The following is a 23,796-nucleotide window of genomic DNA, read 5'->3' on the forward strand; positions in this document are numbered from 1 at the left end:
GCGCTAACTGCGGAGCCGATCATGGCTTCAAAACTGTCTTCGGGCATTTTCGCATTAGTCCTCGTTGGAGCAGCAGTGCTTTTGATTGCAGGTCCGCCACCTGCATGGGGCCTGCTGTTGCTCGGCTCCTTCGCACTGGCGGCGCTCTACATCGTCGCGAGAATGAGGTCGCGCTACGATCCGCTCGATCCACGCTTCGGCAGCTGCATCCCTCCGATGTCCAGGCCGAAGGGCAGCGGCGGCAATGACTCCACCACCTGAGCGCCGTCCAGCATCGATCAGATGCGGATCGTGCGAAGACGTCCTGATGGCCTGAAGCCGACATGGGAAGCGCGTCGGCTGCAGTTCGCATTCCATTTGGAATTTTTTGCAGTTTGTTTCAGGCGACACTCCGTCGGATTTTCAGCACCAGGAGATTGATCAAATGCAGACGCCTACCGCAAACCCCCGAGGAGCAGAGTTTTGGAACAGCACCATGGGGCACTCATGGGTCTCGCAGCAAGCCGTGATCAGCGATGTCTTCACGTCGGTCACCAGCGTCAGCCTGGGTGCTGCGGCGGCAAAACCGGGTGATCATGTGATCGATATCGGATGCGGCACCGGTGACACACTGTTGGCGTTCGCCAGGGTTGTTGGTCCGTCAGGTACTGCGTTGGGTGTCGATATCTCGGTTCCGATGCTGGATCTGGCCAGGCATCGTGTCGCCGAGGCGGGGCTTGGCAACGTCACTTGTGCGCTGGCCGACGCGACGATCTACGGCTTCGAACCGCGCTGGGCGGACTTGGTGTATTCTCGTTTTGGCCTGATGTTCTTCGATGACCCGGTCAAGGCCTTCACCAACATCCGCAGCGGCATGAGGGCGGGCGGGCGGCTGGTGTTCGTCTGTTTTCGCACCATGCCGGAGTCGCCGTGGTTTCGCGTACCGATCGAGGCGGCCCGGCCGCACGTGCCGCCACAGCCGCCGCTCGATCCATCGGCGCCTGGGATGTTTTCGTTCGCGCGCGAGGAGCGCGTTCGCGGCATCCTGACCGAGGCGGGATTTCACGAGATTGCGCTCAAGGCCGCCGACGTGCCGATCCATAGCGGCGACATCGCGCAAAGCATGGCCTTCATCACGCAGGCCGGCCCGCTGCCTGCGCTGCTCGAGAATGCCACGGACGATCAACGTCATCGCGCCATGGAAGCGGTACGCAACGCGCTCGCCGCAAGCCTCGGAGCGGATGGGCGCGACCTGCATGTGGGTCTGTGGCTGGTGTCGGCACGAGCCTAGCGAGATGCTGCCTTCGGGATTGTGACGGCAGATACCACGCCATCCGCGCCGCACCCCGCCTGCGGTCGGCACTCGGCTTTCCCTTCGCCCTCTGTAGTCAGAGCGGCGAAACGACGAGCAAAGCTCGGGCGAAGCGCGTCGCGAGAACGCGTATGTGTGACTCACCGGCCGCGCAACAAACACAGTGTCGTCCCTGCGAAAGCAGGGACCCATTACCCCAAATCTCAATTGTTGCGCGACGCTGTGGCCACGATCCCTTTCACAATCCAATGCGGTGGTTATGGGTCCTGGCTTTCGCCAGGACGACGTGTGTAAAGAGTCGCTTACTCGAATCCCGTTCTTGCTCCGCGGACAGAGCAATTGCGTAAGCTACCGCGCCTGCTGCAGCCCCGCCTCCAGCCGCGCGAGCTCGCCGTCGAGATCGCGCTCGACTTCGGCCACGTGCATGTCGACCACCCGATAGTCGCGCGCCTCGAGCCAGGCTCTGCGCTTGGCGCGGTCGGCTCCGATGGCCTCGCTCTCGTTCGGGTTGACCAGTTCGATCGCGAGCCGGTGCACGAAGGAGACGAAGTCGGGGATGTGGCGGCCGACCGGGGTCTGGCGCTTGAACTGGCCGGCGAAGCGGCGGTCCCGCGTCAGCGCCTGCCACAGGATCCGTTCGGCGTCGGTCGGATTGCGGCGGAGCAGCCGGGCGAGCCCGCGCACGGTGCTGCTGCTGTCGGCGGTCGCGCCACCCTGCCCCTGCTCGGCGAGCAGCGCCCGCAAGCGCGTCGCCTGGGCCCCGTCGAGCACCCCGCCCTTGGCGGGGCCTTTGCGGCCCTCGGCGATCGCCATCACCACGCCGTGCAGCGTGTGCATGTCCTGCTTGGTCGGATCCATCCGGGTGAAGATGTTGCGCAGGTTCACCAGCATGGTGTCGCGCTTCTCCGCCGGCCGCAGGAACTCGACCTTGTCGAGCTCGGCGACGAGGTTGTCGAAGAACGCCTGCATCTGGTGCTGGGAGGCCGGCTCGGACCGCTCGGGCATCGCGAACGGCAGCGCCCCCGCGGTCGAGAGCTTGAACCACTCGTAGCCCATCAACAGCACCGCCTGCGCCAGATTGAGCGAAGCAAAGCCTGGATTCACCGGGAAGGTGATGATGCGGTTGGCGAGCGCGACCTCCTCATTGGTCAGGCCGGCGCGCTCGCGCCCGAACAGGATGCCGGCGCCGCCGCCGGATGCGACGTGGCCGACGATCTCACCCGCCGCGCCTTCCGGCCCGACCACCGGCTTGGCCTGGTCGTGGGCCCGGGCGGTGGTCGCAAACACCAGCGTGAGATCGGCGATCGCCTGCTCGACCGTGTCGAACAGCTCGACGGAACCGATGATGTGGTCGGCGCCGGCGGCGGCACGCTGGGCGGCAATGTTCGGCCAGCCGTCGCGCGGGTTGACGATGCGCATCCTCGACAGCGCGAAGTTTCCCATCGCGCGCGCGGCCATGCCGATGTTCTCACCAAGCTGCGGCTCGACCAGGATGACGACGGGACCGGCAAGGTCGTGCCCTGCCTTGGTCTTGTCGGTGCCGGACATCTCACTTCACTTTCTGATTCAACGTCTGAAGATTTTGAATCAGCATCCAAAGCGGCTGATTCAAAATCTCAAGCAGGGGCCCAAGACCGCATCGACCAGCTTTGCACCGGTTTTGCGCGGGACCATTTTCTCCAAGGAGATAACAGGGTTAGCGGCGTTTGCGAATCCTCAATCGGAGTCCCAATCGCACGAAGCGAAGGCTGCCGCTCGCGCGCACTTGGCCTTCGGATAGGCTATCAACCACAACCAAAGCGAAGCTGTAAAGGCACGCTTGAGACGCCGGTTGAACGGCGAGGCACCTTGGGGGGACGACGATGCGGGGCAGATGGACGCTGGCGATTTTGGGCCTGATCTTGATCGTGGCGGGGGGTCTGCTCGCCCACGTCACGCAGACCGCCGGCGGCATCCGGATCGAGGATGTGCGCTTCAAGGGCGCCAAGGGCAATACCATGAGCGCCCTGCTCTACATCCCACCGAATGCCACGCCGCAGATTCCGGCGCCCGGCATCCTCGCCGTCCACGGCTATATCAATTCGCGCGAGACCCAGGACGGCTTCGCCATCGAGTTCGCCCGCCGCGGCTACGTGGTGCTCGCGCTCGACCAGACCGGCCACGGCTATAGCGACCCGCCCTCCTTCGCCAACGGTTTTGGCGGACCTGACGGCCTTGCCTATCTCCGCAGCCTCCAATTCGTCGACAAGGAGAATATCGGGCTCGAGGGCCATTCGATGGGCGGCTGGACGGTTCTGGCGGCCGCGGCAGCGATGCCCAACGACTACAAGTCGATGGTGCTGGAGGGCTCGTCCACCGGCAAGCCATTCGCCGCCGAGGGCACGGCGAACGGGCCGCGCAACACCGCGCTGGTGTTCGCGCAGTACGAGGAATTCCCCGACCTGATGTGGGGCGTCCAGCTCGCGCGCGACGTCACCAAGAGCCCAAAGCTCTGGGGCGCTGTTCGGCACGCAAGGCGCGGTCGAGCCGGGCAAGGTCTATGGCGATCCGGCTAGCGGCACCGCGCGGGTGCTGTACACCCCGGCGATGACCCATCCGGCCGAGCACATCTCGCATGAGGCGATCGGCTACAGCCTCGACTGGTTCGCCAAGACATTGAAGGGCGGCACGCCGCGTCCGGTCGACGACCAGATCTGGTTCCGCAAGGAGATCGGCACGCTGGTCGCCCTCATCGGTTTCATTGCCTTGGTCATCGGGACGTTCGACGGGCTGCTGGAAGCCAGGATGTTCTCCCGCCTGCGGCTGCCGGCGGTTGCCGACGGCACGATGCCGCCGCATCAGGCCGCGAGCGGCCGGCGCTGGACCACGGCGTTCATCCTGTCCGCCTTCATCCCGGCGCTGACCTATTACCCGGCCTTTGCGCTGGGCGGCACCTTCGTCACCCCTAGCGCGTTCCTGCCGCAGGGCATCACCAACCAGATCCTGGTCTGGGCCATCATCAACGGGCTGATCACGCTCGCCCTGATGCGGTTCGCTCCGAGGCGCGCCAGCCGGACCGGCCTCGTCGGTCAATCCGTCGTGATCGCGCTGGCTTCGGTCGCGGTCGGCTATGCCGCGCTGTGGCTCGCCGACCTCGCCTTCAAGATCGACTTCCGCTTCTGGATCGTCGCGCTCAAGTTGATGAGCGCGAAGCAATTCCTCATCTTCCTGATCTATCTGATTCCGTTCACGGCGTTTTTCGTCGTGGCGCTGCACGTGCTGCACCGGAATTTCTCGACCATGGATGCGCCGCGCGGGGCGCTGTACCTGACCAACATCCTGGCGCTGACGTTCGGTTTCATCGTGTTGCTGGTGCTGCAATACGGCACGCTGTGGCTGACGGGGAAGCTGTTCAACCCGGTCCCGGACCCCGGTTTCGTGCCGCTCTCGACCATCGTCGCGATCCAGTTCGTGCCGCTGCTCGCGATCGTCGCCGTGATCGCGACCTTCACCTGGCGGCGGACCGGATCGAGCCTGCCGGGGGCCCTGATCGCGGGCCTGTTCGTGACCTGGTACATCGTCGCGGGGACGGCCACTCAGGTCCCATTTTAGGTGAAAAGATGGGCTGAAAGTGCATAACCCCTCCGCTTCCGCCCGCCCCCGGGCGGTGCTATAGCGCAGGCGTCTTTTCCATCCCCGCCGTCAAAAGCGCGCCGTTCCCAAGAGGGCCTCCCCATCATGGCAAAAATCAAGGTATCCAACCCCGTCGTCGAGCTCGATGGCGACGAGATGACCCGGATCATCTGGCAGTACATCAAGGACAAGCTGATCAACCCGTTCCTGGATGTCGAACTGCTCTATTTCGATCTGGGCATGGAATACCGCGATGAGACCAACGACCAGGTGACCATCGACGCCGCCGAAGCCATCAAGAAGGTCGGCGTCGGCGTCAAATGCGCCACCATCACCCCCGACGAGGCCCGGGTGAAGGAATTCGGCCTGAAGCAGATGTGGAAGTCGCCGAACGGCACCATCCGCAACATCCTCGGCGGCTGCATCTTCCGCGAGCCGATCATCTGCAAGAACGTGCCGCGCCTGGTTCCCGGCTGGACCAAGCCGATCATCATCGGCCGCCATGCCTACGGCGACCAGTACCGCGCCACCGACATCAAGTTCCCCGGCAAGGGCACGCTGTCGCTGAAGTTCGTCGGCGAGGACGGCACCGTGATCGAGAAGGAAGTGTTCAAGGCGCCCGGCGCCGGCGTCGCGATGGAGATGTACAATCTCGACGACTCCATCACCGATTTCGCCCGCGCCTCGTTCAACTACGGCCTGATGCGCAACTACCCGGTCTATCTGTCGACCAAGAACACGATTCTGAAGGTCTATGACGGCCGCTTCAAGGACATCTTCCAGGACGTCTTCGACCGCGAGTTCAAGAAGGAATTCGACGCCAAGGGCCTGACCTACGAGCACCGCCTGATCGACGACATGGTGGCCTCGGCGCTGAAATGGTCCGGCGGCTATGTCTGGGCCTGCAAGAACTATGACGGCGACGTGCAGTCCGACACCGTGGCCCAGGGCTACGGCTCGCTCGGCCTGATGACCTCGGTGCTGCTCACCCCGGACGGCAAGACCGTGGAAGCCGAGGCCGCCCACGGCACCGTGACCCGCCACTACCGCGAGCACCAGAAGGGCAAGGAGACCTCGACCAACTCGATCGCGTCGATCTTCGCCTGGACCCGTGGCCTCGCCCATCGCGCCAAGCTCGACAACAACGAAGCGTTGGCGAAGTTCGCCACCACCCTGGAGAAGGTCTGCGTCGCGACCGTCGAGGAGGGCTACATGACCAAGGATCTCGCGCTCCTGGTCGGCGCCGACCAGCGCTGGCTCTCGACCACCGGATTCCTCGACAAGGTGTCCGACAACCTCGTGAAGGCGATCGCGGCCTGAGGCCGTCATCCTGGGAAGACAGGTGCGAGCATGACCATGGCCCTTGTCAGAGCCGTCGTGCTCGCATCGTTCTCGCTCACCGGGTCGGCGGCATTCGCTGCCGGCCCCCTGCCCGACGCGGTCGCGGCGCCCGGCGAGTCCCCGGTTCTGTCGGTCCATGCCGAGGGCGTGCAGGTCTATGAGTGCAAGCCGGTCACCGACGGCAAGCTCGCCTGGTCGTTCCGCGAACCGGTCGCGACCCTGATCGCCGATGGCCGCACGGTCGGCCGGCATTATGCGGGTCCGAACTGGGAGCATGTCGACGGCAGCGCCGTGACCGCCCGCACCTCCGGCAGCGCACCCGGCGCAACGCCTTCCGACATTGCCTGGCTGAAGCTCGAGGTGATTGCCCACCGCGGCAACGGCCTGCTCTCCGGCGTCGCAACCGTGCAGCGGATCAACACCTCGGGCGGCGAGCTCAGCGGCGCCTGCGACAAATCAGGCGCGCTGAAGGGCGCGGCATATTCGGCGGATTACGTGTTCCTGCGACGGGACTGAGCGTTTTCGAGCGAAGTGGGTAACCGGTCCGCGTGAAGAAAACGCGTCAAACGAAGAATCGAGAGCCTGGTTCCGATTCGATCGAATGAGGCTCTAGTCGCGGATGCCGCCGTCGGTCTCGCGCGGCGCCTGGGCGATCTCTGCGGCGGCCAGGTCGCCGCCGGCCGCGAGCGGATCGGCAAGCCGCGCCTCGGCGGTCTCCCGGACATGCGCGGCGAGCGCCGGCATGCGCTCGATCAGGGCATGGAAGTCCTGCGCATCGAGCACCAGGAGCTTGGTCTTGCGCGTCGCCGTCACCGTGCCGGAGCGGCTGGTCCGCCGCAGCAGCGCGATCTCGCCGAAGAACGCGCCGTCGGCGAGCCGTACAAGCTGGCTCGGCAGGTCGATCTCGACCTCGCCCGCGGTGATGAAATACATCGATGAGGCCGCATCGCCGCGCCGCACCAGCACCTCGCCGGCCTCGATGGTCTGCGACCGCAATAGCCGCATGATGTCGGAAATATCGGCGGCGCCAAGATGCGAGAACAGCGGCACCCGCGCCAGCATGCCCCAGGTCACGACGAAGTCGCGGCGCCGGACCTCGTCGGCAAACGCCGTCGAGATGATCGCGACCGGCAGCGCGATCATCGCGAAGCCGACCACGATCGCGACCACCGTGACGGTCCGGCCGAGCGGCGTTATCGGGACGACGTCGCCGTAACCGACGGTGCCGAGCGTCACGATCGCCCACCACATCGCCTGCGGCATGGTGCCGAACTTGTCAGGCTGCACTTTGTGCTCGATGGCATAGAGCAGCGAGGCGAACAGCAGCACCGCGCCGGTCAGGATCACCACGCAGCCGAACAGCGTGCGCCGCTCGGCATGCAGCGCCGCCAGCAGCGAGCGCATCGCGGTCGAATAGCGCACCAGCTTGAGGAACGGCAGCATGCCGAACAGCACCAGCGTGGTCTTGTCGCCGATGGCAAGCGCGATGGCCGACGGCAGGAAGGCGAGCAGGTCGATCACGCCGAGCGCCGAGAAGGCGTATTCCAGCCGTGCCCGCGCCGGCGTCATGTCGCGCAGCGAGTGGCCGACCACGCTCCAGAGCCGCGCGGCATATTCCAACGCGAAGGCGATGACCGCCGCGATCTCGATGGTCGTCAGCAGCCAGCCGAACTGCGCGTCGATCTCGGGCACGGAGGCCAGAATCGCCGCCAGCACATCGAAGGCGATGATGGCGACGATGATCCGGGCGAACCGCAAGCCGCCCGAATGCGGCAGATCATCGCGTTCGAGCAGCTCGTAGAGACGGTCGCGCAGCCCGGGATCGCCGATCGTGGGCTTGAGCGGAGCCGTCGCCACGATCAGCCTCTCCGTCAGGCGCCGGCCGATGCCTGTTGAGTCATGGCCTGTTCGATCGCCGACAACGCGGCGTCGGCCTTGGCGCCGTCGGGCCCGCCGGCCTGCGCCATGTCGGGCCGGCCGCCGCCACCCTTGCCGCCGAGCACCTCGGAGCCCTTGCGGACGAGCTCGACCGCGTTGAACCGCGCGGTCAGATCGGCGGTGACGCCGACCACGATGCCGGCCTTGCCGTCCTCGGTGACGCCGACGATCGCGACCACGCCCGAGCCGATCTGCTTCTTGCCGTCGTCGACGAGACTCTTGAGATCCTTGGTCTCGACGCCCTCGACCGCGCGCGCCAGCAGCTTGACATTGCCGACCTCGCGAACGGCTGAGGCGGCGCCGTTCGACGCACCGCCGCCACCCATCGCGAGCTTCTTGCGGGCGTCAGACAGATCGCGCTCGAGCTTCTTGCGCTCCTCCATCAGCGCGGCGATCCGCGCCGGCACGTCGTCGATCGTGGTGCGCAGCTCCAGCGCCGCGGTCTTGGCCAGCGCGATGGTGTCGTTGGCATGCTTGCGCGCGTGATGCCCGGTCAGCGCCTCGATGCGGCGCACGCCGGACGCGACCGCGCCCTCGCCGGTCACCGAGATCATGCCGATGTCGCCGGTGCGGCGGACATGGGTGCCGCCGCAGAGCTCGACCGACCAGCCGAGCGCGTTCTGGCCGTGATCGCGGGCCCCCCTGCCCATCGACACGACGCGGACCTCGTCGCCGTACTTCTCGCCGAACAGCGCGCGGGCGCCGGCCTCACGGGCATCGTCGACGCCCATGATCCGGGTGGTGACCTCGTCATTCTCCAGCACGACATCGTTGGCGATGTCCTCGATCCGGGCGAGCTCTTCCGGCGTGATCTGCTTCGGATGCACGAAGTCGAAGCGCAGCCGGTCCGGCGTGACCAGCGAGCCGCGCTGGGCGATGTGATCACCCAGCACCTGGCGCAGCGCCTCGTGCAACAGATGCGTCGCCGAATGGTTGGCGCGGATCGACGAACGCCTGGCGTGATCGACCTCGAGCTGCAGCGCGGTGCCGACGCCGAGCGTGCCCTGCTCCACCGTGCCGAGATGCACGAACAGATCGCCGGCCTTCTTCTGCGTGTCGGTGACGCGGAACTTGACGCCCTCGCCGGTGAGCACGCCGATGTCACCGACCTGGCCGCCGGACTCGCCGTAGAACGGGGTCTGGTTCAGCACGATCGCGCCGCTCTCGCCGGCCTTCAGGCTCTCGACCTCGGCGCCGTCCTTGATCAGCGCCGTCACCGCGCCTTCCGCGCTCTCGGTCTCGTAGCCGAGGAATTCGGTCGCGCCGAGCTTCTCGCGCAGCGGGAACCAGATCGCCTCGCTCGCCGCCTCGCCCGAGCCCGCCCAGGAGGCACGCGCCTTCACGCGCTGCCGCTCCATCGCGTCGGTGAACGAAGCCTGGTCGACGCTGATGCCGCGCGACTTCAGCGCGTCCTGCGTCAGATCCAGCGGAAAACCATAGGTGTCGTACAGCGTGAACGCGGTGTCGCCGTCGAACATGTCGCCCTTCTTGAGGCCGGCGCTCTTCTCGTCGAGGATCGACAGGCCGCGCGCCAGCGTCTTGCGGAAGCGCGTCTCCTCCAGCCGCAGCGTCTCCTCGATCAGCTTCTCCGCGCGGACCAGATCCGGATAAGCCTGGCCCATCTCGCGGACCAGCGCCCAGACCAGGCGATGCATCAGCGGCTCGCTCGCGCCCAAGAGCTGCGCATGGCGCATCGCGCGGCGCATGATCCGGCGCAGCACGTAGCCGCGGCCCTCGTTCGACGGCAGCACGCCGTCGGCGATCAGGAACGCCGACGAGCGCAGATGGTCCGCAATCACGCGGTACGAGGCCACGTTCTGCTCGCTCGGCCCGTGGCCGAGGGCCGACGCCGCCGCATCGATCAGATTGCGGAACAGATCGGTCTCGAACACGCTCTCGACGCCCTGCAGGATGGCCGCCATGCGCTCGAGCCCCATGCCGGTGTCGATCGAGGGACGCGGCAGCGCCACGCGCTCCTCCTTCGTCACCTGCTCGTACTGCATGAACACCAGGTTCCAGAATTCGAGGAAGCGATCGCCATCCTCCTCCGGGCTGCCCGGAGGTCCGCCCCAGATGTGCTCGCCGCGGTCGATGAAGATCTCGGAGCACGGACCGCACGGGCCGGTGTCGCCCATCGCCCAGAAATTGTCCGAGGTCGGGATCCGGATGATGCGGTCGTCCGAGAAGCCCGCGATCTTCTTCCAGTAGCCGGCCGCCTCGTCGTCGGTGTGGTAGACGGTGACCAGCAGCTTGTCCTCCTTCAGCCCGAAATCCCTGGTGATCAGATTCCAGGCGAGCTCGATCGCGCGCTCCTTGAAGTAATCGCCGAACGAGAAGTTGCCGAGCATCTCGAAGAAGGTGAGATGGCGCGCGGTGTAGCCGACATTGTCGAGGTCGTTATGCTTGCCGCCGGCGCGCACGCACTTCTGCGACGTCGTGGCGCGCTGATAGCCGCGCTTCTCGACGCCGGTGAAGACGTTCTTGAACTGCACCATGCCGGCATTGGTGAACATCAAGGTCGGGTCGTTGCGCGGAACCAGCGGCGACGAGGCCACGATCTCGTGGCCGTTCTCCTTGAAGAAGTTCAGAAATGTCGACCTGATGTCGTTGACGCTGCTCATGTTCATCCAATCGGAAAAAGGGGCCGGCCAGCCGCAAAAAGGCGTCATTTTCCGGCCGAACGCTTTTAGACATTGCCAGCTGCGGTGTCCAGAAACTGTGCAGGCGGATCATGGGCTTGCCGCGGCAGCACAAAGCCCATTGGATAGTTGCTGCAGCTGCGTTGACAGTCTTGGTGGCGCCGTGTTTTCTACCTACCTATACCTAGTCACGTCGGGAGAGACCGGCCTTACCGCCGGCGCCGAAGGAGCAACCGCCCCGGAAACTCTCAGGCAAAAGGACCGCGTGACGTCTGACATCTGGAAAGAGACGCTGGGGTTCGCCCCGATGCGTCCGCCGACGGGATAATACTCTCAGGCACAGCGACAGATGGGGCTTTCTGCAGGTTTCTCAAGGGGAAATAGGTCCCCGACGGGAACCGCGAGGGCCCTGTGATGCTTGCACGCGAAACTTCTCCGCTGAAACAGACCCCGCTGCACGCGCTGCACCTGGCGCGCGGCGCCAAGATGGTGCCGTTCGCCGGCTACGACATGCCGGTGCAATATGCGGCCGGCGTGCTGAAGGAGCATCTGCACACCCGCAAGGAAGCCGGCCTGTTCGACGTGTCGCACATGGGCCAGCTCGTGCTGAAGGCCAAATCCGGCAAGGTCACCGACGCGGCGCTCGCGCTGGAAAAACTGGTGCCGCAGGACATCGTCGGTATCGCGCCGGGACGGCAGCGCTACGCGCAATTCACCAACAATGACGGCGGCCTGCTCGACGACCTGATGGTCGCGAATTTCGGCGATCACCTGTTCCTGGTGGTCAACGCCGCCTGCAAGGCCGAGGACGAGGCGCATCTGCGTGCGAATCTCGCCGACACTTGCGAGATCGTATCGCTGGCCGACCGCGCGCTGATCGCACTGCAGGGGCCGAAAGCCGAATCGGCGCTGGCGAAACTTTGTGCAGATGTCAGTTCGATGAAATTCATGGACGCCGGTCCGCGCCGCGTCGGCGACGTCGACTGCTTCGTCTCGCGCTCCGGCTACACCGGCGAGGACGGCTTTGAGATTTCCGTGCCCGCAGACAAGGTGGAAGCCCTGGTCACCGCGCTGCTCGACAATCCCGACGTGCTGCCGATCGGGCTCGGCGCGCGCGACAGCCTGCGGCTTGAAGCCGGGCTGTGCCTCTACGGCCATGACATCGACACCACGACGACGCCGGTCGAAGGCGCGCTGGAATGGTCGGTGCAGAAGGTTCGCCGCAGCGGCGGCGCCCGCGCCGGCGGCTTCCCGGGCGCCGACAAGATTCTCGCGCAGTTCGCAGATGGCGCCGCGCGCCGGCGGGTCGGCCTGAAGCCCGACGGCCGCGCCCCGGTGCGCGAAGGCGCCGCATTGTTCGCGGATCCGACCTCGACCGAACAGATCGGCAAGGTGACCTCGGGCGGCTTCGGCCCGAGCCTCAATGCGCCGGTCGCGATGGGCTATCTGCCGACCGCCCTTTCCGCCGTCGGCACCACCGTTTTCGCCGAAGTGCGCGGCCAGCGGCTCCCGCTGAAAGTCGCCGCCACGCCCTTCGTCCCCAATACCTACAAACGCTAAACGCCAAAGGATCGCTCCCCATGACGACGCTGTACACGTCCGACCACGAATGGCTCCGCATTGAGGGCGACGTCGCCACGATCGGCATCACCGACTATGCGCAGTCGCAGCTCGGCGACGTCGTGTTCGTCGAACTGCCCAAGGTCGGCCGCAGCCTGAAGAAGGCCGAGGCCGCCGCTGTCGTCGAATCCGTCAAGGCCGCCTCCGACGTTTACGCACCGATCACCGGCGAGGTGGTCGAGGTCAACGACGCGCTCGCCGCCGAGCCCGCGCTGGTCAATTCGGACGCCGGCGGCAAGGCCTGGTTCTTCAAGATGAAGATTGCCGACAAGGGCGAGCTCGGCGGCCTGATGGACGAGGCCGCCTACGCCGCGCACACCGCCTGAGAGAATGAAGCAGATTGCCACCACACACTCACTGTCATCGCCCGACTTGATCGGGCGACCCAGTACGCCGCGGCCCTTCAGCTCAATCACTGATGTCCCGGCGTACTGGATACCCCGCTTTCGCGGAGTATGACGGCTGACAACGAGGACCACGTCATGAACGCGCCCTTCAAGCCGATCAACGAAGCCGCCACCGATTTCGTCCGCCGCCACATCGGACCGTCGCCGCGCGACATCAACGCGATGCTGGAGACGGTCGGCGCCGCGAGCCTGCAGGCGCTGATGAATGAAACGCTGCCGGCGTCGATCCGGCAGAAGGCGCCGCTCGATCTCGGCCGGGCGCTGAGCGAGACCGAGGCGCTCGCGCATATGAGCGAGCTCGCCGCGCAGAACCAGGTGTTCACCTCGCTGATCGGCCAAGGCTATTCCGGCACCATCCTGCCCGCGGTGATCCAGCGCAACATCCTGGAGAACCCGGCCTGGTACACCGCCTACACGCCGTATCAGCCGGAGATCAGCCAGGGCCGGCTCGAGGCCCTGTTCAACTTCCAGACCATGATCTGCGACCTCACCGGGCTCGACGTCGCCAACGCCTCGCTGCTCGACGAGGCGACCGCGGCGGCCGAAGCGATGGCGCTCGCCGAGCGCCACTCGCAGGTCAAGGCGAAGGTGTTCTTCGTCGACAAGGAGGTGCATCCGCAGACGCTGGCGGTGATGCGCACGCGCGCCGCGCCGCTGGGCTGGGCGCTGGTCGTCGGCGATCCCCTGACCGAGCTCGACAACGCCGACGTGCTCGGCGCCCTGTTGCAATATCCGGGAACATCGGGCGCGGTGCGCGACCTCAAGCCTGCCATCGCATCGCTGCGCGCCAGGGGCGCGCTTGCGATCGTCGCGGCGGACCTGTTGTCGCTGACGCTGCTCACCTCGCCCGGCGAGCTCGGCGCCGACATCGCGATCGGCTCGGCGCAGCGGTTCGGCGTGCCGATGGGTTATGGCGGACCGCACGCCGCCTACATGGCGGTGCGCGACACGCTGAAGCGCTCGCTGCCCGGCCGTCTCGTCGGCCTCTCGGTGGATTCGCGTGGGCAGCCCGCCTATCGCCTCGCACTGCAGACCCGCGAGCAGCATATCCGCCGTGAGAAGGCGACCTCGAATATCTGCACCGCGCAGGTGCTACTCGCCGTGATCGCCTCGATGTATGCGGTCTATCACGGTCCCGAGGGCCTGACCCATATCGCACGCAGCGTGCATCGCCGCGCCACCGTGCTTGCCGCCGGCCTGCGCAAGCTCGGCTTTGCGCCGACCAGCGAAGCGTTCTTCGATACCGTGACCGTCGAGGCCGGAGCGAAGCAGATCGAGATTGTCTCCCGCGCGCAGGCGGAGCGGATCAATCTGCGCATCGGTGCGACCACGCTCGGCATCGCGCTCGACGAGACCACGACGCCGGAGACCGTCGAGGCAGTATGGCGCGTGTTCGGCGGCAAGCTCAGCTTTGCCGAGATCGAAGCGGCCGCGCGCGAGGCGCTGCCGAAGGATCTGCGGCGCACCAGCGCGTTCCTCACCCATCCGGTGTTCAACACCCACCGCTCGGAGACCGAGTTGCTGCGCTACATGCGCAAGCTCAGCGATCGTGACCTCGCGCTCGACCGCGCGATGATCCCGCTCGGCTCCTGCACGATGAAGCTCAACGCCACCACCGAGATGATCCCGCTGACCTGGCCGGCGTTCGGCAATCTGCATCCGTTCGCGCCCGCGGATCAGGCCAAGGGCTATCACACGCTGTTCAAGCGGCTGGAGCAATGGCTGTGCGACATCACCGGCTATGACGCGGTCTCACTGCAGCCGAACTCCGGCGCGCAGGGCGAATATGCCGGACTGCTGGCGATCCGCGGCTATCACCTGGCGCGCGGCGAGCCGCACCGCAAGGTGTGCCTGATCCCCTCCTCCGCGCACGGCACCAATCCGGCCTCGGCCGCGATGGTCGGCATGGAGGTCGTGGTTGTGGCGTGCGATGCGCGCGGCGACGTCGACGTCAATGATCTCCGCGCCAAGGCGGAGAAGCATTCGGCCAATCTCGCCGCTGTGATGATCACCTATCCGTCGACCCACGGCGTGTTCGAGGAGCATATCCGCGAGATCTGCGACATCGTGCATGCGCATGGCGGCCAGGTCTATCTCGACGGCGCCAACATGAACGCGCAGGTCGGGCTGTCGCGGCCCGGCGATTACGGCGCCGATGTCAGCCATCTCAATTTGCACAAGACCTTCTGCATCCCGCATGGCGGCGGCGGCCCCGGCATGGGCCCGATCGGTGTGAAGGCGCATCTTGCGCCCTATCTGCCAGGCCATCCCGCAACCGACGGCACGACGGCGCACGCCATCGGCCCGGTGTCGGCCGCGCCGTTCGGCTCGGCGTCGATCCTGACCATCTCCTACATCTACATCCTGATGATGGGCGGCGAAGGCCTCACGCGCGCCACCGAGATCGCGATCCTCAATGCCAACTACATCGCCGCACGGCTGCAGCCGCACTTCCCGGTGCTGTACCGCAACGAGCGCGGCCGGGTTGCGCATGAGTGCATCGTCGATCCGCGGGCGCTGAAGACGACGAGCGGCGTCACCGTGGACGACATCGCCAAGCGGCTGATCGATTACGGCTTCCACGCGCCGACCATGAGCTTCCCGGTGGCGGGCACGCTGATGATCGAACCGACGGAATCGGAATCGAAGTTCGAGATCGACCGGTTCTGCGACGCCATGATCGCGATCCGCGACGAAATCGCGGAGATCGAAAAGGGCCGCTGGAAGGTCGAGGCCTCACCGCTGCGCCACGCGCCGCACACCGTCCACGACATCGCCGACGATGCCTGGAACAGGGCCTACACCCGTGCCGAGGGCTGCTTCCCGGCCGGCGTGTCGCGTTCCGACAAATACTGGAGCCCGGTCGGCCGCGTCGACAACGTCTATGGCGACCGCAACCTGGTATGCTCATGCCCACCGGTCGAGGACTACGCGCAGGCGGCAGAGTAGATCGGCCGTTGATGTCACCATTGTAGGATGGGTAGAGCGCAGCGAAACCCATCAATTGCATCTGGGCGGCGAGGTGATGGGTTTCGCTTCCCTCTACCCATCCTACGATCCAATCGGAGCATGGGTTGAGCCCTGCGGCTCAACCCACCATTTCAAAGAAAAGAGCTCGTCGTTTCGCTTGTCCGCGACCTGCATCGGTCGAAGCGGGCCGCGGGACGAACGATAGCGAGGGCCGCCCGCGGCAGGAGGAAACATGCGCGAGGAATTCTGGTTTCATTTCCCGTTCCGCGTCCGCTATTCCGAGGTCGACGCGCAGGCCGTGGTGTTCAACGCCCACTACCTGACCTATTTCGACACCGCGATCACGGAATATTTTCGCGCGCTCGGCTATGATTATCTCGGCGAAGTGGCGCGGACCGGGATCGACTTTCACACCGTGAAGTCGGTCGTCGAATACAAGGCGCCGATTCGGTTCGACGAGGACATCGAGGTCTGCGTACGCGTCGCGCGGATCGGCCGTTCCTCGATCAACCTTGCGCTCGCGATCTTCGCCAAGGACTCCGATGACCTGCGCGCCACCGGCGAGATCATCTGGGTCGCGACCGACCAGAAAACGCACCAGTCGGTCGCCGTGACCGAAGATTTGCGGGCGCTGATTGCGAGCCGCGAAAAGGCGCTGGCGCGGGGCTAAGCCGACGGGCGTCGCACAGATCAGGCTCAGGGAGCGACCAGGGTGCGGCTCTCGGCGTCCCAGCGCCACAGCCGCTCATTGGTCAGCTCGGTGCCGCCCCACCACCGGCGAATCGGATTGTACTGGCTGAAGTCGAGCTCGCGATCCGACACTTCCTGGCCGAAATCGGTGAGCGACAGCCGACTGTCCCGGTGTCGGTTGTTTCGGGCCTTCAGATCGTCGGGCGCTTCGATCTCCGCGGGGAATCCGGCCAGAACCGGCGATCGACAATAGACGAGCCCATCCAGGATCAACTCTGCTTCCTGAAAATCGAACACGCCGCGCTCCCTGTTCAGCTCGCTTGAAAGGGCCTGTGGCTTTGTCTCGCCTTCGGCGACGAGATCCAGCATCCGCAGTTCAGACGCGCCGAGGCCAGTGTCTCGCCCGGGTAGCTCCTCGAGCAACGCAATCAGCGCCGCGCGGAGCTGCGGGAGGGCCGACAGATCCTGCATGAGAAGGTCGAAACAGGGCTCGGGCGTCGGTGCGCGAAAGGCATTCCAGGCGCGACTGGCCAATTCCAACCGATCATCGGTCACCGCAAGTGCAGGCAGTCGCCATTTCGCCGAGCTCTCACCTCGGTACCTGGCGATCTCGGCATCGGTCTGGACCAGACTGAGCTTCGAAACGATGTGCCGGTGCGGGCGGAGCACGTCGAATAGCCAGGCCAGGACCAGCTGGTCGTTCGGCTGAGGATCAGCCCACAGCTCGACGCTGTCGCAACGCTCACACAGCTCGACGAGACCGACGTCCCTGCCGATCGAGCCGGTCCATCTTGAAGTGGCGAAGTCGAGCCAGTGCGTGTCGAAATCGACATGCTTTGCGGAACGCGCTTCCAGCAGGATCGTGAGGTCAGCCGACGAGGGCATTTGTCCCCAAACGAAGCGCGGCCTCAACCCGACGACGATATCCGCCCTTCCCGCCTGCCGCAGGCGATAGCTCGCGAGATCGCTTGTCGCCAGGATCAGACTTGTCACGATGCGCGCTGCTCCCGCTGCGGGCCATGGCCAATCAACGCCGGATTCCAGCGCCAAAGGTTGTCGTTGGTGAGGTGCGTGCCGCCCCACCAGCGATTGATCGGATTGTGGTCAGTGAAGTCCAAACGGGCGCCGAAGACGTCGGCAACTCAACGTCCTCAGCGCCCGCTTGCAGCGAAGTCATGTGACCGTTTGAGCATGATCTCCGCGCAAACGCTTCGCGTTTGTCGCGAGGGAAAACCGCTTCGCACTTTTCCGGATCATGCTGGAGGCTTACTCTTCCGTCGGCTCCTCGCCTTCGGCGTCGCGCTCGGGCGTGCCGGCGAGGATCTGCTCGGAGATCAGGCCGGAGTTCTGCCGGATCGCGGCTTCGATCTTGGCGGTGATGTCGGGATTCGACTTCAGGAATGCCTTGGAATTCTCGCGGCCCTGACCGAGCCGCTGGCTGTCATAGGAGAACCAGGCGCCCGACTTCTCGACGATGCCGGCCTTGACGCCGAGGTCGAGGATCTCGCCCATCTTGGAGACGCCCTCGCCGTACATGATGTCGAACTCGACCTGCTTGAAGGGCGGCGCCAGCTTGTTCTTCACCACCTTGACGCGGGTGGTGTTGCCGACCACCTCGTCGCGCTCCTTGATCGCGCCGATGCGGCGGATGTCGAGGCGGACCGAGGCGTAGAATTTCAGCGCGTTGCCGCCGGTGGTGGTCTCCGGCGAGCCGTACATCACGCCGATCTTCATGCGGATCTGGTTGATGAAGATCACCATGGTGTGGGACTTGTTGATCGAGGCGGTGAGCTTGCGCAGCGCCTGGCTCATCAGGCGCGCCTGCAGGCCCGGCAGCGCATCGCCCATCTCGCCCTCGAGCTCGGCCTTCGGCACCAGCGCCGCAACCGAATCGACCACCAGCACGTCGACCGCGCCGGAGCGCACCAGCGTGTCGCAGATCTCCAGCGCCTGCTCGCCGGTGTCCGGCTGCGAGATCAGCAGCTCGTCGATGTTGACGCCGAGCTTGCGCGCATAGACCGGGTCGAGCGCGTGTTCAGCGTCGATGAAGGCGCAAATGCCGCCCTTCTTCTGGCCTTCCGCCACGGTGTGCAGCGCCAGCGTGGTCTTGCCCGAGGATTCCGGCCCGTAGATTTCGACGACGCGTCCCTTCGGCAGGCCACCGACGCCGAGCGCGATATCGAGCCCGAGCGACCCCGACGACACCGTCTCGACATCCATCGAACGGTCGTTCTTGCCGAGCTTCATCACCGAGCCCTTGCCGAACTGGCGCTCGATCTGGGAGAGCGCGGCTGAGAGGGCCTTGGACTTGTCCATGGAGGATCCTTCGACGATACGCAGTGTAGTGGCGGACATTTGGGATGTGCTCCTTATGGCGGGGATTCGCTAGCGGGACAAACGGGTGATGAGGTCGGGTGGAATGCGTTGTTGATTGGAACCTCGTACCACGTTTGTTCTATGTTCGCAATATGTTCTTTCAGGCAAGGAGGTGCCGGCCCGTTTCCATCCACAATGGCCTGCTTTGATTTTTGGAGTGGCCTGGTTTGGGTTTAACCCCATCGCAACCAAGGGTTAGCCGATGTTCTCGGTAGGACTACTGAGGAGGCCCTCAGATGTTCTGGCCCCATAACTTCCTGCGGGTCGCGATCTGTTCTCGCGGAATATTTACTGGAACAATCGGCCCGGCAGTGCCCTTATTTGGGGGCCCCCAGCCAGACAGGTAGCCCCCCGACTGCTGGAGGAAAACCCGCCTCCGGGACGGGTTGGCGGCCCCCTGTTGGGGCCGTTTAAAATTCCGTAGTTCTCCGGCCAAGAACAAAGTTCCGGGCCGTACGACGCATCTTGCGCCCGAAGTTCCCCTGATAATCAACAAGTTAACCTGACAGGCTCGACCGCGTCAGATAACGGCTGGCACAATCTGCATACTACCTTCGTACCCCTCCTGAGCCCTGGAAAAACTCCGTAGCGTTCGACGGAAGACTCGGGTTCCGCCAGTGTTCGTAACATTGGCCTGCTCAACCAACGCGAATTGCGCGGCGCTGGACAGGCAACACGGCTGGCGACGGTTCCCTGGCGATGCTGCCGGCGGACGAATCCTTTCCGGAATCCACAACGACGGCTCGAACGGGCGCGGCCTTTCACACGATCTTTTTACGGGTGCCAATCATTACTACAACTAATGGTTTAAGTATCGACGACCGCCTTCATTCGCGGAACCGTTACAGATGATCCACAGGGGCATCGAGTTCAGCGTCACCCAGCTGATGGCCGGCGTCTGGAAATGGCGCTTCCAGATCGGCGATCGCGTCTTCACGGGCAAGACCGAAGCAAAGCTCGATCTTCTGGCGATCCGCCGGGTGCAGCTACGGATCGATCGCGAGCTGAACAATCTGGAGCGGGAACGGACCCGCGGCAGCAATGGGGACTGAGGCACGGCCTATCGTGCACGCCCCGATGCCATGACCGGCAGGCCCTCGCGCTTCGCTCGAAAACGCTTCAATCCGCGCTTGCCAGCCGCCGCATCGTGAACTCGATGTCGCCGCCGGGGAGCTCGCGCCAGCTCTCGACGGCGCTCATATAGGCCGCTTTCGGGTAGCGCTTGAGAAAGTCACGCGCCCTCACGCGGGCCTGATCGCGTGGCAGGCTGAAGGTCTCGCGCAGATAGCCGTCGTCCGGCTTTCGCCGCTCGGCCATCCGGCTGGCGAGATCGCGCGGACGAGACACCATGCCGCAACTCCGGACCAACTGACGACACCCCAATATAGGGGCGGCGGCAGGAGAATCCGAGTCTGCGGGAGACGGATGAAGTCGCCCCGAACGGGCGTTACTGGCTACGCGGCGCGGCGCTTCCGGGCTGCGCCGAACTTCCGGTCTTGGTCTTCGGCTTGGCGGGATGGGCGGCCGCCTTCGGCGGATCGCTGCGCACGACACCCCAGGGATCGGACGATCCCTTGGCATCGGGAATCTTGCTGAGCGAGTCCTTGTAGGCCTTGTCTCTGACCGCGTCCTGCTCCTTCTCCTCCTGGGTCCTGGTCTTGACCTCAGGCATCAGGTTGACGTTCGGCATCTGCGCATAGGCCGGCGCCGACAGCAGCACCGCAACCGCGACTGCGCACAAAACTCTCATGAGTACGCTCCTTGCATTTTCGTCGCCGGTATATCACCGCAAGAAAGCCGTCGCCAAGCGTGTCTGGCCAAGCGCGCCTGCCCCGGCCCTAGAGATGGTCTGACTTGCAGGATTTCGGCGACTGCATCCAGTCGTCCCAGACCGGACCGCAGCGCGTGCAACCGCTGAGCGCAAGCCCGATCGCAACCACGCCGCCGAGCAACACCAATTTGCGGAACATGTACGCCCCCACCACTCGCGAGGAGGCGACTGAGCGCCGAAACTGGGGCATTTTCAAGCCGGGCACGGCGCTTGCAGCGCAGCGCAAGCGCGCATCGGAACGCAGCGCAGCGCGCGTCGGTTTGACCGGGCAGCCGCGCAAATTACACTGCGCAACAAAGCAGAAAAGGAATCGATCAAATGACTTTGGCGATGAGCTGGGACGAGTGGACGCAGCATGACGGGACGGCGCTCGCGGAGCGCGTCCGGAGCGGCGAGTTGACGCCCCGTGAGCTGGCGTCGCAGGCAGCCAGCGCCGTCGCCAAGGTCGATCCCGCGCTCTCCGGCGTCGTCGAGCTGTTCGACGATGTGATCGCCGACCCCGCGCGCGACGGCGCCGACCTCGACGGCCCGTTCGCCGGCCTGCCCTTCCTGATGAAGGACCTCGGCCCGACCTTGAAGGGGCGGCTGCAGGAGATGGGCTCGCTGATGATGCGCGGCAATCGCGCCGCGGCGGATACCTTCCTGACCGCGAAGATGCGCAAGGCCGGCCTCAATTTGATCGGCCGCACCACGACGCCGGAGTTCGGGGTCTGCAGCTCGGCGGAAAATCCCGCGGTCTATGTCACGCGCAATCCCTGGAACACCGACTACACCACCTGCGGCTCGTCGGCCGGCAGCGCGGCGATGGTCGCCGCCGGCGCTGTGCCGATCGCGCATGCGACCGACGGCGGCGGCTCGATCCGCATTCCCGCCGGGGTCAACGGCAATATCGGCCTGAAAGTCTCGCGCGGCGTGTTCTCACTCGCGCCGCATCTGTCGGATCTCACCGGGCTGGTCTCGATCCAGGGCTGCCAGTCGCGCACGGTGCGCGACACCGCTGGCTTCGTCGATGCCTGCCGGGGACCTGCGCCCGGCGAGTTCATGCCGTTCTGGACTTCGCCCGAGCCATATGCCGCGATGATCGCGCGCGATCCCGGCCGGCTCAGAATCGCGCTGTCGCACACATGGGGCGACTATCGCGCGACGCCGCACATCACAGCCGAGCTCGAGCGGGTCGGACGTTTCCTCGAAGGCCTCGGCCATCAGGTCGGTTACGCACTGCCGGCGATCGACTATCGGGAAGCCTTCGCGGCGCAGACCACTTGCTACATCAGCAATTTCGCCGTCGTGATCGGCAACATGCTCGCCGCGCGCGGCCTCGAGCGGCCCCCAGTGGAGCTGATCGAGCCGATCAACATCCGCATCTGGGAGCATGGCCGCGACTTCAGCTTCGCCGATCGCGCCCGCATGCAGGCCGTCTTCAACACCACCTCGCGCGGCTTCGGCGCCTTCTTCGAGGACTGGGACATCATCCTGACGCCGGTCACGGCGCTGCCGACGCCGAAGGTCGGCACCACGGAGTATCTCACCATCTCGGACAATCCGTCGGTGCTGGACTGGTTCGGCAATCTCTGGCGCAACTTCGCCTTCACGCCGCTCGCCAATCTCTGCGGCATCCCCGCGATCTCGCTGCCGCTCGCGACCAACGAGCACGGCCTGCCGCTCGGCATTCAGGCGATCGGAAAACAAGCAAGTGACGGGCTGTTGCTGCAGCTCGCCGCCCAGATCGAACGGGCGATCGACGGCAAGTGGAATGCGGGCAACACGCCGGCCGTGCATGTCACGCGCAACTAGGCGATAAATGGCAAAACCATCAGCGGAGGAAACGGGACGTCATGCAGCAGGCCGGTGAATTCGGGATCGACGATGCGAAACGCGTGCTCGGCGACGTCTTTGCGCCGTGGGTGCAGGACCTCAATCTGGCGATCGAGCAGTTCGACATCGCCCCGCCTGAAGGCGGCGATGCCGATTGGCAGCCCGGCGCCATCCTGCGCATGCCGTTTTCCGAGCGATTGTGCCGCAATGGCGGCATCGTCTGCGGCCAGGCGCTGATGGCGTTCGCCGACACCGCGATGGTGCTCGCCAACCTCGCGGCCAACAAGGGCTATCGGCCGATGACGACGGTCGACCAGACCACGCATTTCATGCGCGCCGTGACGGCGTCCGACGTGCTGGCCGACGCCCGCGTGGTCCGGCTCGGCCGCACCATGAGCTTCGGTCGCGTCACGCTATCCTCCGCCACCGACAACAAGCCGGTGGCGATGGTGTCGAGCGCCTTTGCGATGCTGCCGGGATAGGCCTCTCGCATCATAGACGGTGTATCTCCTGATCCCCGCGCAAAGGCTTCGCCTTTGTCGCTGGAGGAGCTTGCGCAGCAAGCGTCTCGAAGGACGAGGCCACCAGCCCGGCCTCATGGTTCGCCTGGCGATGCGAAGCATCGTACAGAGACGCGCGTTCCGCGCTCCTCACCATGAGGGTTCAGGCTAATCAAGCTGCAACATTTACTTGCCGAGCTTCTTGCCGCGCATTGAGATGATGGGTTTCTCCTCGCTCTACCCATCCTACGCAACTGTCATCGCCCGGCTTGACCGGGCGATCCAGTACGCCGCGGCCTCTCATTCCATCACCACGGTCTGCGGAATACTGGATCACCCGCATGCGCGGGTGATGACACTGAGCAAGCCGACTAGACCAATCCCGCCATAGCTTGCGTAGCAAGATTTACTTGCCGAGCACGGCCTCCGCGGCGTTGACGATGCTGATGGTCGGATTCTTTCCGCAATAGGTGCCGAACTTCTTGGCGTTCTCGGTAAACACGTCGGTGTCGATGATCGCCTCGTCGGAATCGCCCTTGTACCAGCCGTCCATCCAGACCAGCACCATCTTGATGGTGTCGTCGCCGCCTTCGACGAACTGTTTGCAGGTCATGGTCGAGAGATCGAGGACGGTGGCGCCGGCCGGTGCCGACGACAGAGCGAGCGCGGCGGCAAGCATGATCGAGGCAGTGATCTTCATCGCAATCTCCATGGGCAAGTATTTTGAAATCAACGGGAAGCCCAGCGCTTCCGCTCGCGCGTCGTA

At 65.1% G+C, this 23,796-nt stretch carries 22 protein-coding genes and 1 riboswitch; of the genes, 13 read left to right on the forward strand and 9 right to left on the reverse strand.

Features of this window, described 5'->3' with window-relative positions; genetic code table 11:
* Positions 1-21: 21 nt before the first annotated feature.
* Together ACVWYP_RS32045 and ACVWYP_RS32050 are read left to right on the forward strand one after the other, a co-directional pair.
* Positions 22-261, forward strand: coding sequence for a hypothetical protein (locus tag ACVWYP_RS32045; RefSeq protein WP_155258411.1), 240 nt, complete (start codon positions 22-24; stop codon positions 259-261).
* 163 nt (positions 262-424) lie between these two features.
* Complete coding sequence (locus ACVWYP_RS32050; protein ID WP_456684258.1) at positions 425-1,270, forward strand: class I SAM-dependent methyltransferase; 846 nt, start codon at positions 425-427, stop codon at positions 1,268-1,270.
* A gap of 369 nt (positions 1,271-1,639) precedes the next feature.
* On the opposite strand, the gene ACVWYP_RS32055 is transcribed toward ACVWYP_RS32050, so the two are convergent.
* Positions 1,640-2,839: a TrmJ/YjtD family RNA methyltransferase gene (locus tag ACVWYP_RS32055; protein ID WP_304496081.1), complete on the reverse strand. Its 1,200-nt coding sequence runs from the start codon at positions 2,837-2,839 to the stop codon at positions 1,640-1,642.
* Between the two features lie 314 nt (positions 2,840-3,153).
* On the opposite strand from ACVWYP_RS32055, the gene ACVWYP_RS32060 reads away from it, so the two are divergent.
* The 4 genes from ACVWYP_RS32060 (at position 3,154) to ACVWYP_RS32075 (ending at position 6,760) form a co-directional block, all read left to right on the forward strand.
* A complete protein-coding gene (locus ACVWYP_RS32060; protein WP_456684259.1) occupies positions 3,154-3,846 on the forward strand; it encodes an alpha/beta hydrolase family protein in 693 nt (230 codons plus the stop codon).
* A gap of 13 nt (positions 3,847-3,859) precedes the next feature.
* Positions 3,860-4,882: a hypothetical protein gene (locus ACVWYP_RS32065; RefSeq protein ID WP_456684260.1), complete on the forward strand. Its 1,023-nt coding sequence runs from the start codon at positions 3,860-3,862 to the stop codon at positions 4,880-4,882.
* A 126-nt stretch (positions 4,883-5,008) separates the two neighbouring features.
* Positions 5,009-6,223 carry an NADP-dependent isocitrate dehydrogenase gene (locus ACVWYP_RS32070; RefSeq protein WP_016848511.1) on the forward strand — a complete coding sequence of 405 codons (1,215 nt, stop codon included), beginning with the start codon at positions 5,009-5,011 and terminating at the stop codon, positions 6,221-6,223.
* A gap of 30 nt (positions 6,224-6,253) precedes the next feature.
* The gene (locus ACVWYP_RS32075) at positions 6,254-6,760 is read left to right on the forward strand and encodes a DUF3455 domain-containing protein (RefSeq protein ID WP_439711103.1); all 507 of its coding nucleotides are present in this window, start codon (positions 6,254-6,256) and stop codon (positions 6,758-6,760) included.
* Positions 6,761-6,853: 93 nt separating this feature from the next.
* On the opposite strand, the gene ACVWYP_RS32080 is transcribed toward ACVWYP_RS32075, so the two are convergent.
* Positions 6,854-8,104 (reverse strand): cyclic nucleotide-gated ion channel, encoded by a 1,251-nt coding sequence (locus ACVWYP_RS32080; RefSeq protein WP_304500336.1) that lies wholly within the window; start codon positions 8,102-8,104, stop codon positions 6,854-6,856.
* An 11-nt stretch (positions 8,105-8,115) separates the two neighbouring features.
* Positions 8,116-10,803 (reverse strand): alanine--tRNA ligase, encoded by a 2,688-nt coding sequence (gene alaS / locus ACVWYP_RS32085; protein WP_304496084.1) that lies wholly within the window; start codon positions 10,801-10,803, stop codon positions 8,116-8,118.
* Positions 10,804-11,005: 202 nt separating this feature from the next.
* Positions 11,006-11,094, forward strand: a riboswitch (glycine riboswitch).
* Positions 11,095-11,235: 141 nt separating this feature from the next.
* Between alaS and gcvT the strand changes: the two genes are divergently transcribed.
* From gcvT to ACVWYP_RS32105, 4 genes are all read left to right on the forward strand, one after another.
* Positions 11,236-12,381, forward strand: coding sequence for a glycine cleavage system aminomethyltransferase GcvT (gene gcvT, locus ACVWYP_RS32090; RefSeq protein WP_304496085.1), 1,146 nt, complete (start codon positions 11,236-11,238; stop codon positions 12,379-12,381).
* Between the two features lie 20 nt (positions 12,382-12,401).
* Complete coding sequence (gene gcvH / locus ACVWYP_RS32095) at positions 12,402-12,767, forward strand: glycine cleavage system protein GcvH (RefSeq protein WP_016848516.1); 366 nt, start codon at positions 12,402-12,404, stop codon at positions 12,765-12,767.
* 156 nt (positions 12,768-12,923) lie between these two features.
* Complete coding sequence (gene gcvP, locus ACVWYP_RS32100; protein WP_304496086.1) at positions 12,924-15,797, forward strand: aminomethyl-transferring glycine dehydrogenase; 2,874 nt, start codon at positions 12,924-12,926, stop codon at positions 15,795-15,797.
* Positions 15,798-16,050: 253 nt separating this feature from the next.
* A complete protein-coding gene (locus tag ACVWYP_RS32105) occupies positions 16,051-16,488 on the forward strand; it encodes an acyl-CoA thioesterase (RefSeq protein ID WP_304496087.1) in 438 nt (145 codons plus the stop codon).
* A 26-nt stretch (positions 16,489-16,514) separates the two neighbouring features.
* Here the strand turns inward: ACVWYP_RS32105 and ACVWYP_RS32110 are convergent, their stop codons facing one another.
* Both ACVWYP_RS32110 and recA read right to left on the reverse strand, forming a co-directional pair.
* Positions 16,515-17,393, reverse strand: coding sequence for a hypothetical protein (locus tag ACVWYP_RS32110; protein ID WP_439711209.1), 879 nt, complete (start codon positions 17,391-17,393; stop codon positions 16,515-16,517).
* Positions 17,394-17,774: 381 nt separating this feature from the next.
* Positions 17,775-18,863, reverse strand: a complete 1,089-nt coding sequence (gene recA / locus ACVWYP_RS32115) for a recombinase RecA (protein WP_304496089.1) — start codon at positions 18,861-18,863, stop codon at positions 17,775-17,777.
* Between the two features lie 869 nt (positions 18,864-19,732).
* Here recA and ACVWYP_RS32120 point away from each other — a divergent pair.
* A complete protein-coding gene (locus ACVWYP_RS32120; protein ID WP_016848526.1) occupies positions 19,733-19,936 on the forward strand; it encodes a hypothetical protein in 204 nt (67 codons plus the stop codon).
* Positions 19,937-20,003: 67 nt separating this feature from the next.
* On the opposite strand, the gene ACVWYP_RS32125 is transcribed toward ACVWYP_RS32120, so the two are convergent.
* The 3 genes from ACVWYP_RS32125 to ACVWYP_RS32135 all read right to left on the reverse strand — a co-directional run bounded on the left by ACVWYP_RS32125 (position 20,004) and on the right by ACVWYP_RS32135 (position 20,854).
* The gene (locus tag ACVWYP_RS32125) at positions 20,004-20,234 is read right to left on the reverse strand and encodes a hypothetical protein (protein ID WP_016848527.1); all 231 of its coding nucleotides are present in this window, start codon (positions 20,232-20,234) and stop codon (positions 20,004-20,006) included.
* 97 nt (positions 20,235-20,331) lie between these two features.
* The gene (locus tag ACVWYP_RS32130; RefSeq protein WP_028339850.1) at positions 20,332-20,634 is read right to left on the reverse strand and encodes a hypothetical protein; all 303 of its coding nucleotides are present in this window, start codon (positions 20,632-20,634) and stop codon (positions 20,332-20,334) included.
* An 88-nt stretch (positions 20,635-20,722) separates the two neighbouring features.
* Positions 20,723-20,854, reverse strand: coding sequence for a hypothetical protein (locus ACVWYP_RS32135; protein WP_038380672.1), 132 nt, complete (start codon positions 20,852-20,854; stop codon positions 20,723-20,725).
* Between the two features lie 179 nt (positions 20,855-21,033).
* Here ACVWYP_RS32135 and ACVWYP_RS32140 point away from each other — a divergent pair, with 179 nt between their 5' ends.
* Positions 21,034-22,509: an amidase gene (locus ACVWYP_RS32140; protein WP_304496090.1), complete on the forward strand. Its 1,476-nt coding sequence runs from the start codon at positions 21,034-21,036 to the stop codon at positions 22,507-22,509.
* A gap of 41 nt (positions 22,510-22,550) precedes the next feature.
* Positions 22,551-23,012, forward strand: coding sequence for a PaaI family thioesterase (locus ACVWYP_RS32145; RefSeq protein ID WP_304496091.1), 462 nt, complete (start codon positions 22,551-22,553; stop codon positions 23,010-23,012).
* Between the two features lie 424 nt (positions 23,013-23,436).
* On the opposite strand, the gene ACVWYP_RS32150 is transcribed toward ACVWYP_RS32145, so the two are convergent.
* Complete coding sequence (locus ACVWYP_RS32150; RefSeq protein ID WP_304496092.1) at positions 23,437-23,730, reverse strand: HdeA/HdeB family chaperone; 294 nt, start codon at positions 23,728-23,730, stop codon at positions 23,437-23,439.
* Positions 23,731-23,796 lie beyond the last annotated feature (66 nt).

The organism is Bradyrhizobium sp. USDA 3262 (assembly GCF_054060035.1).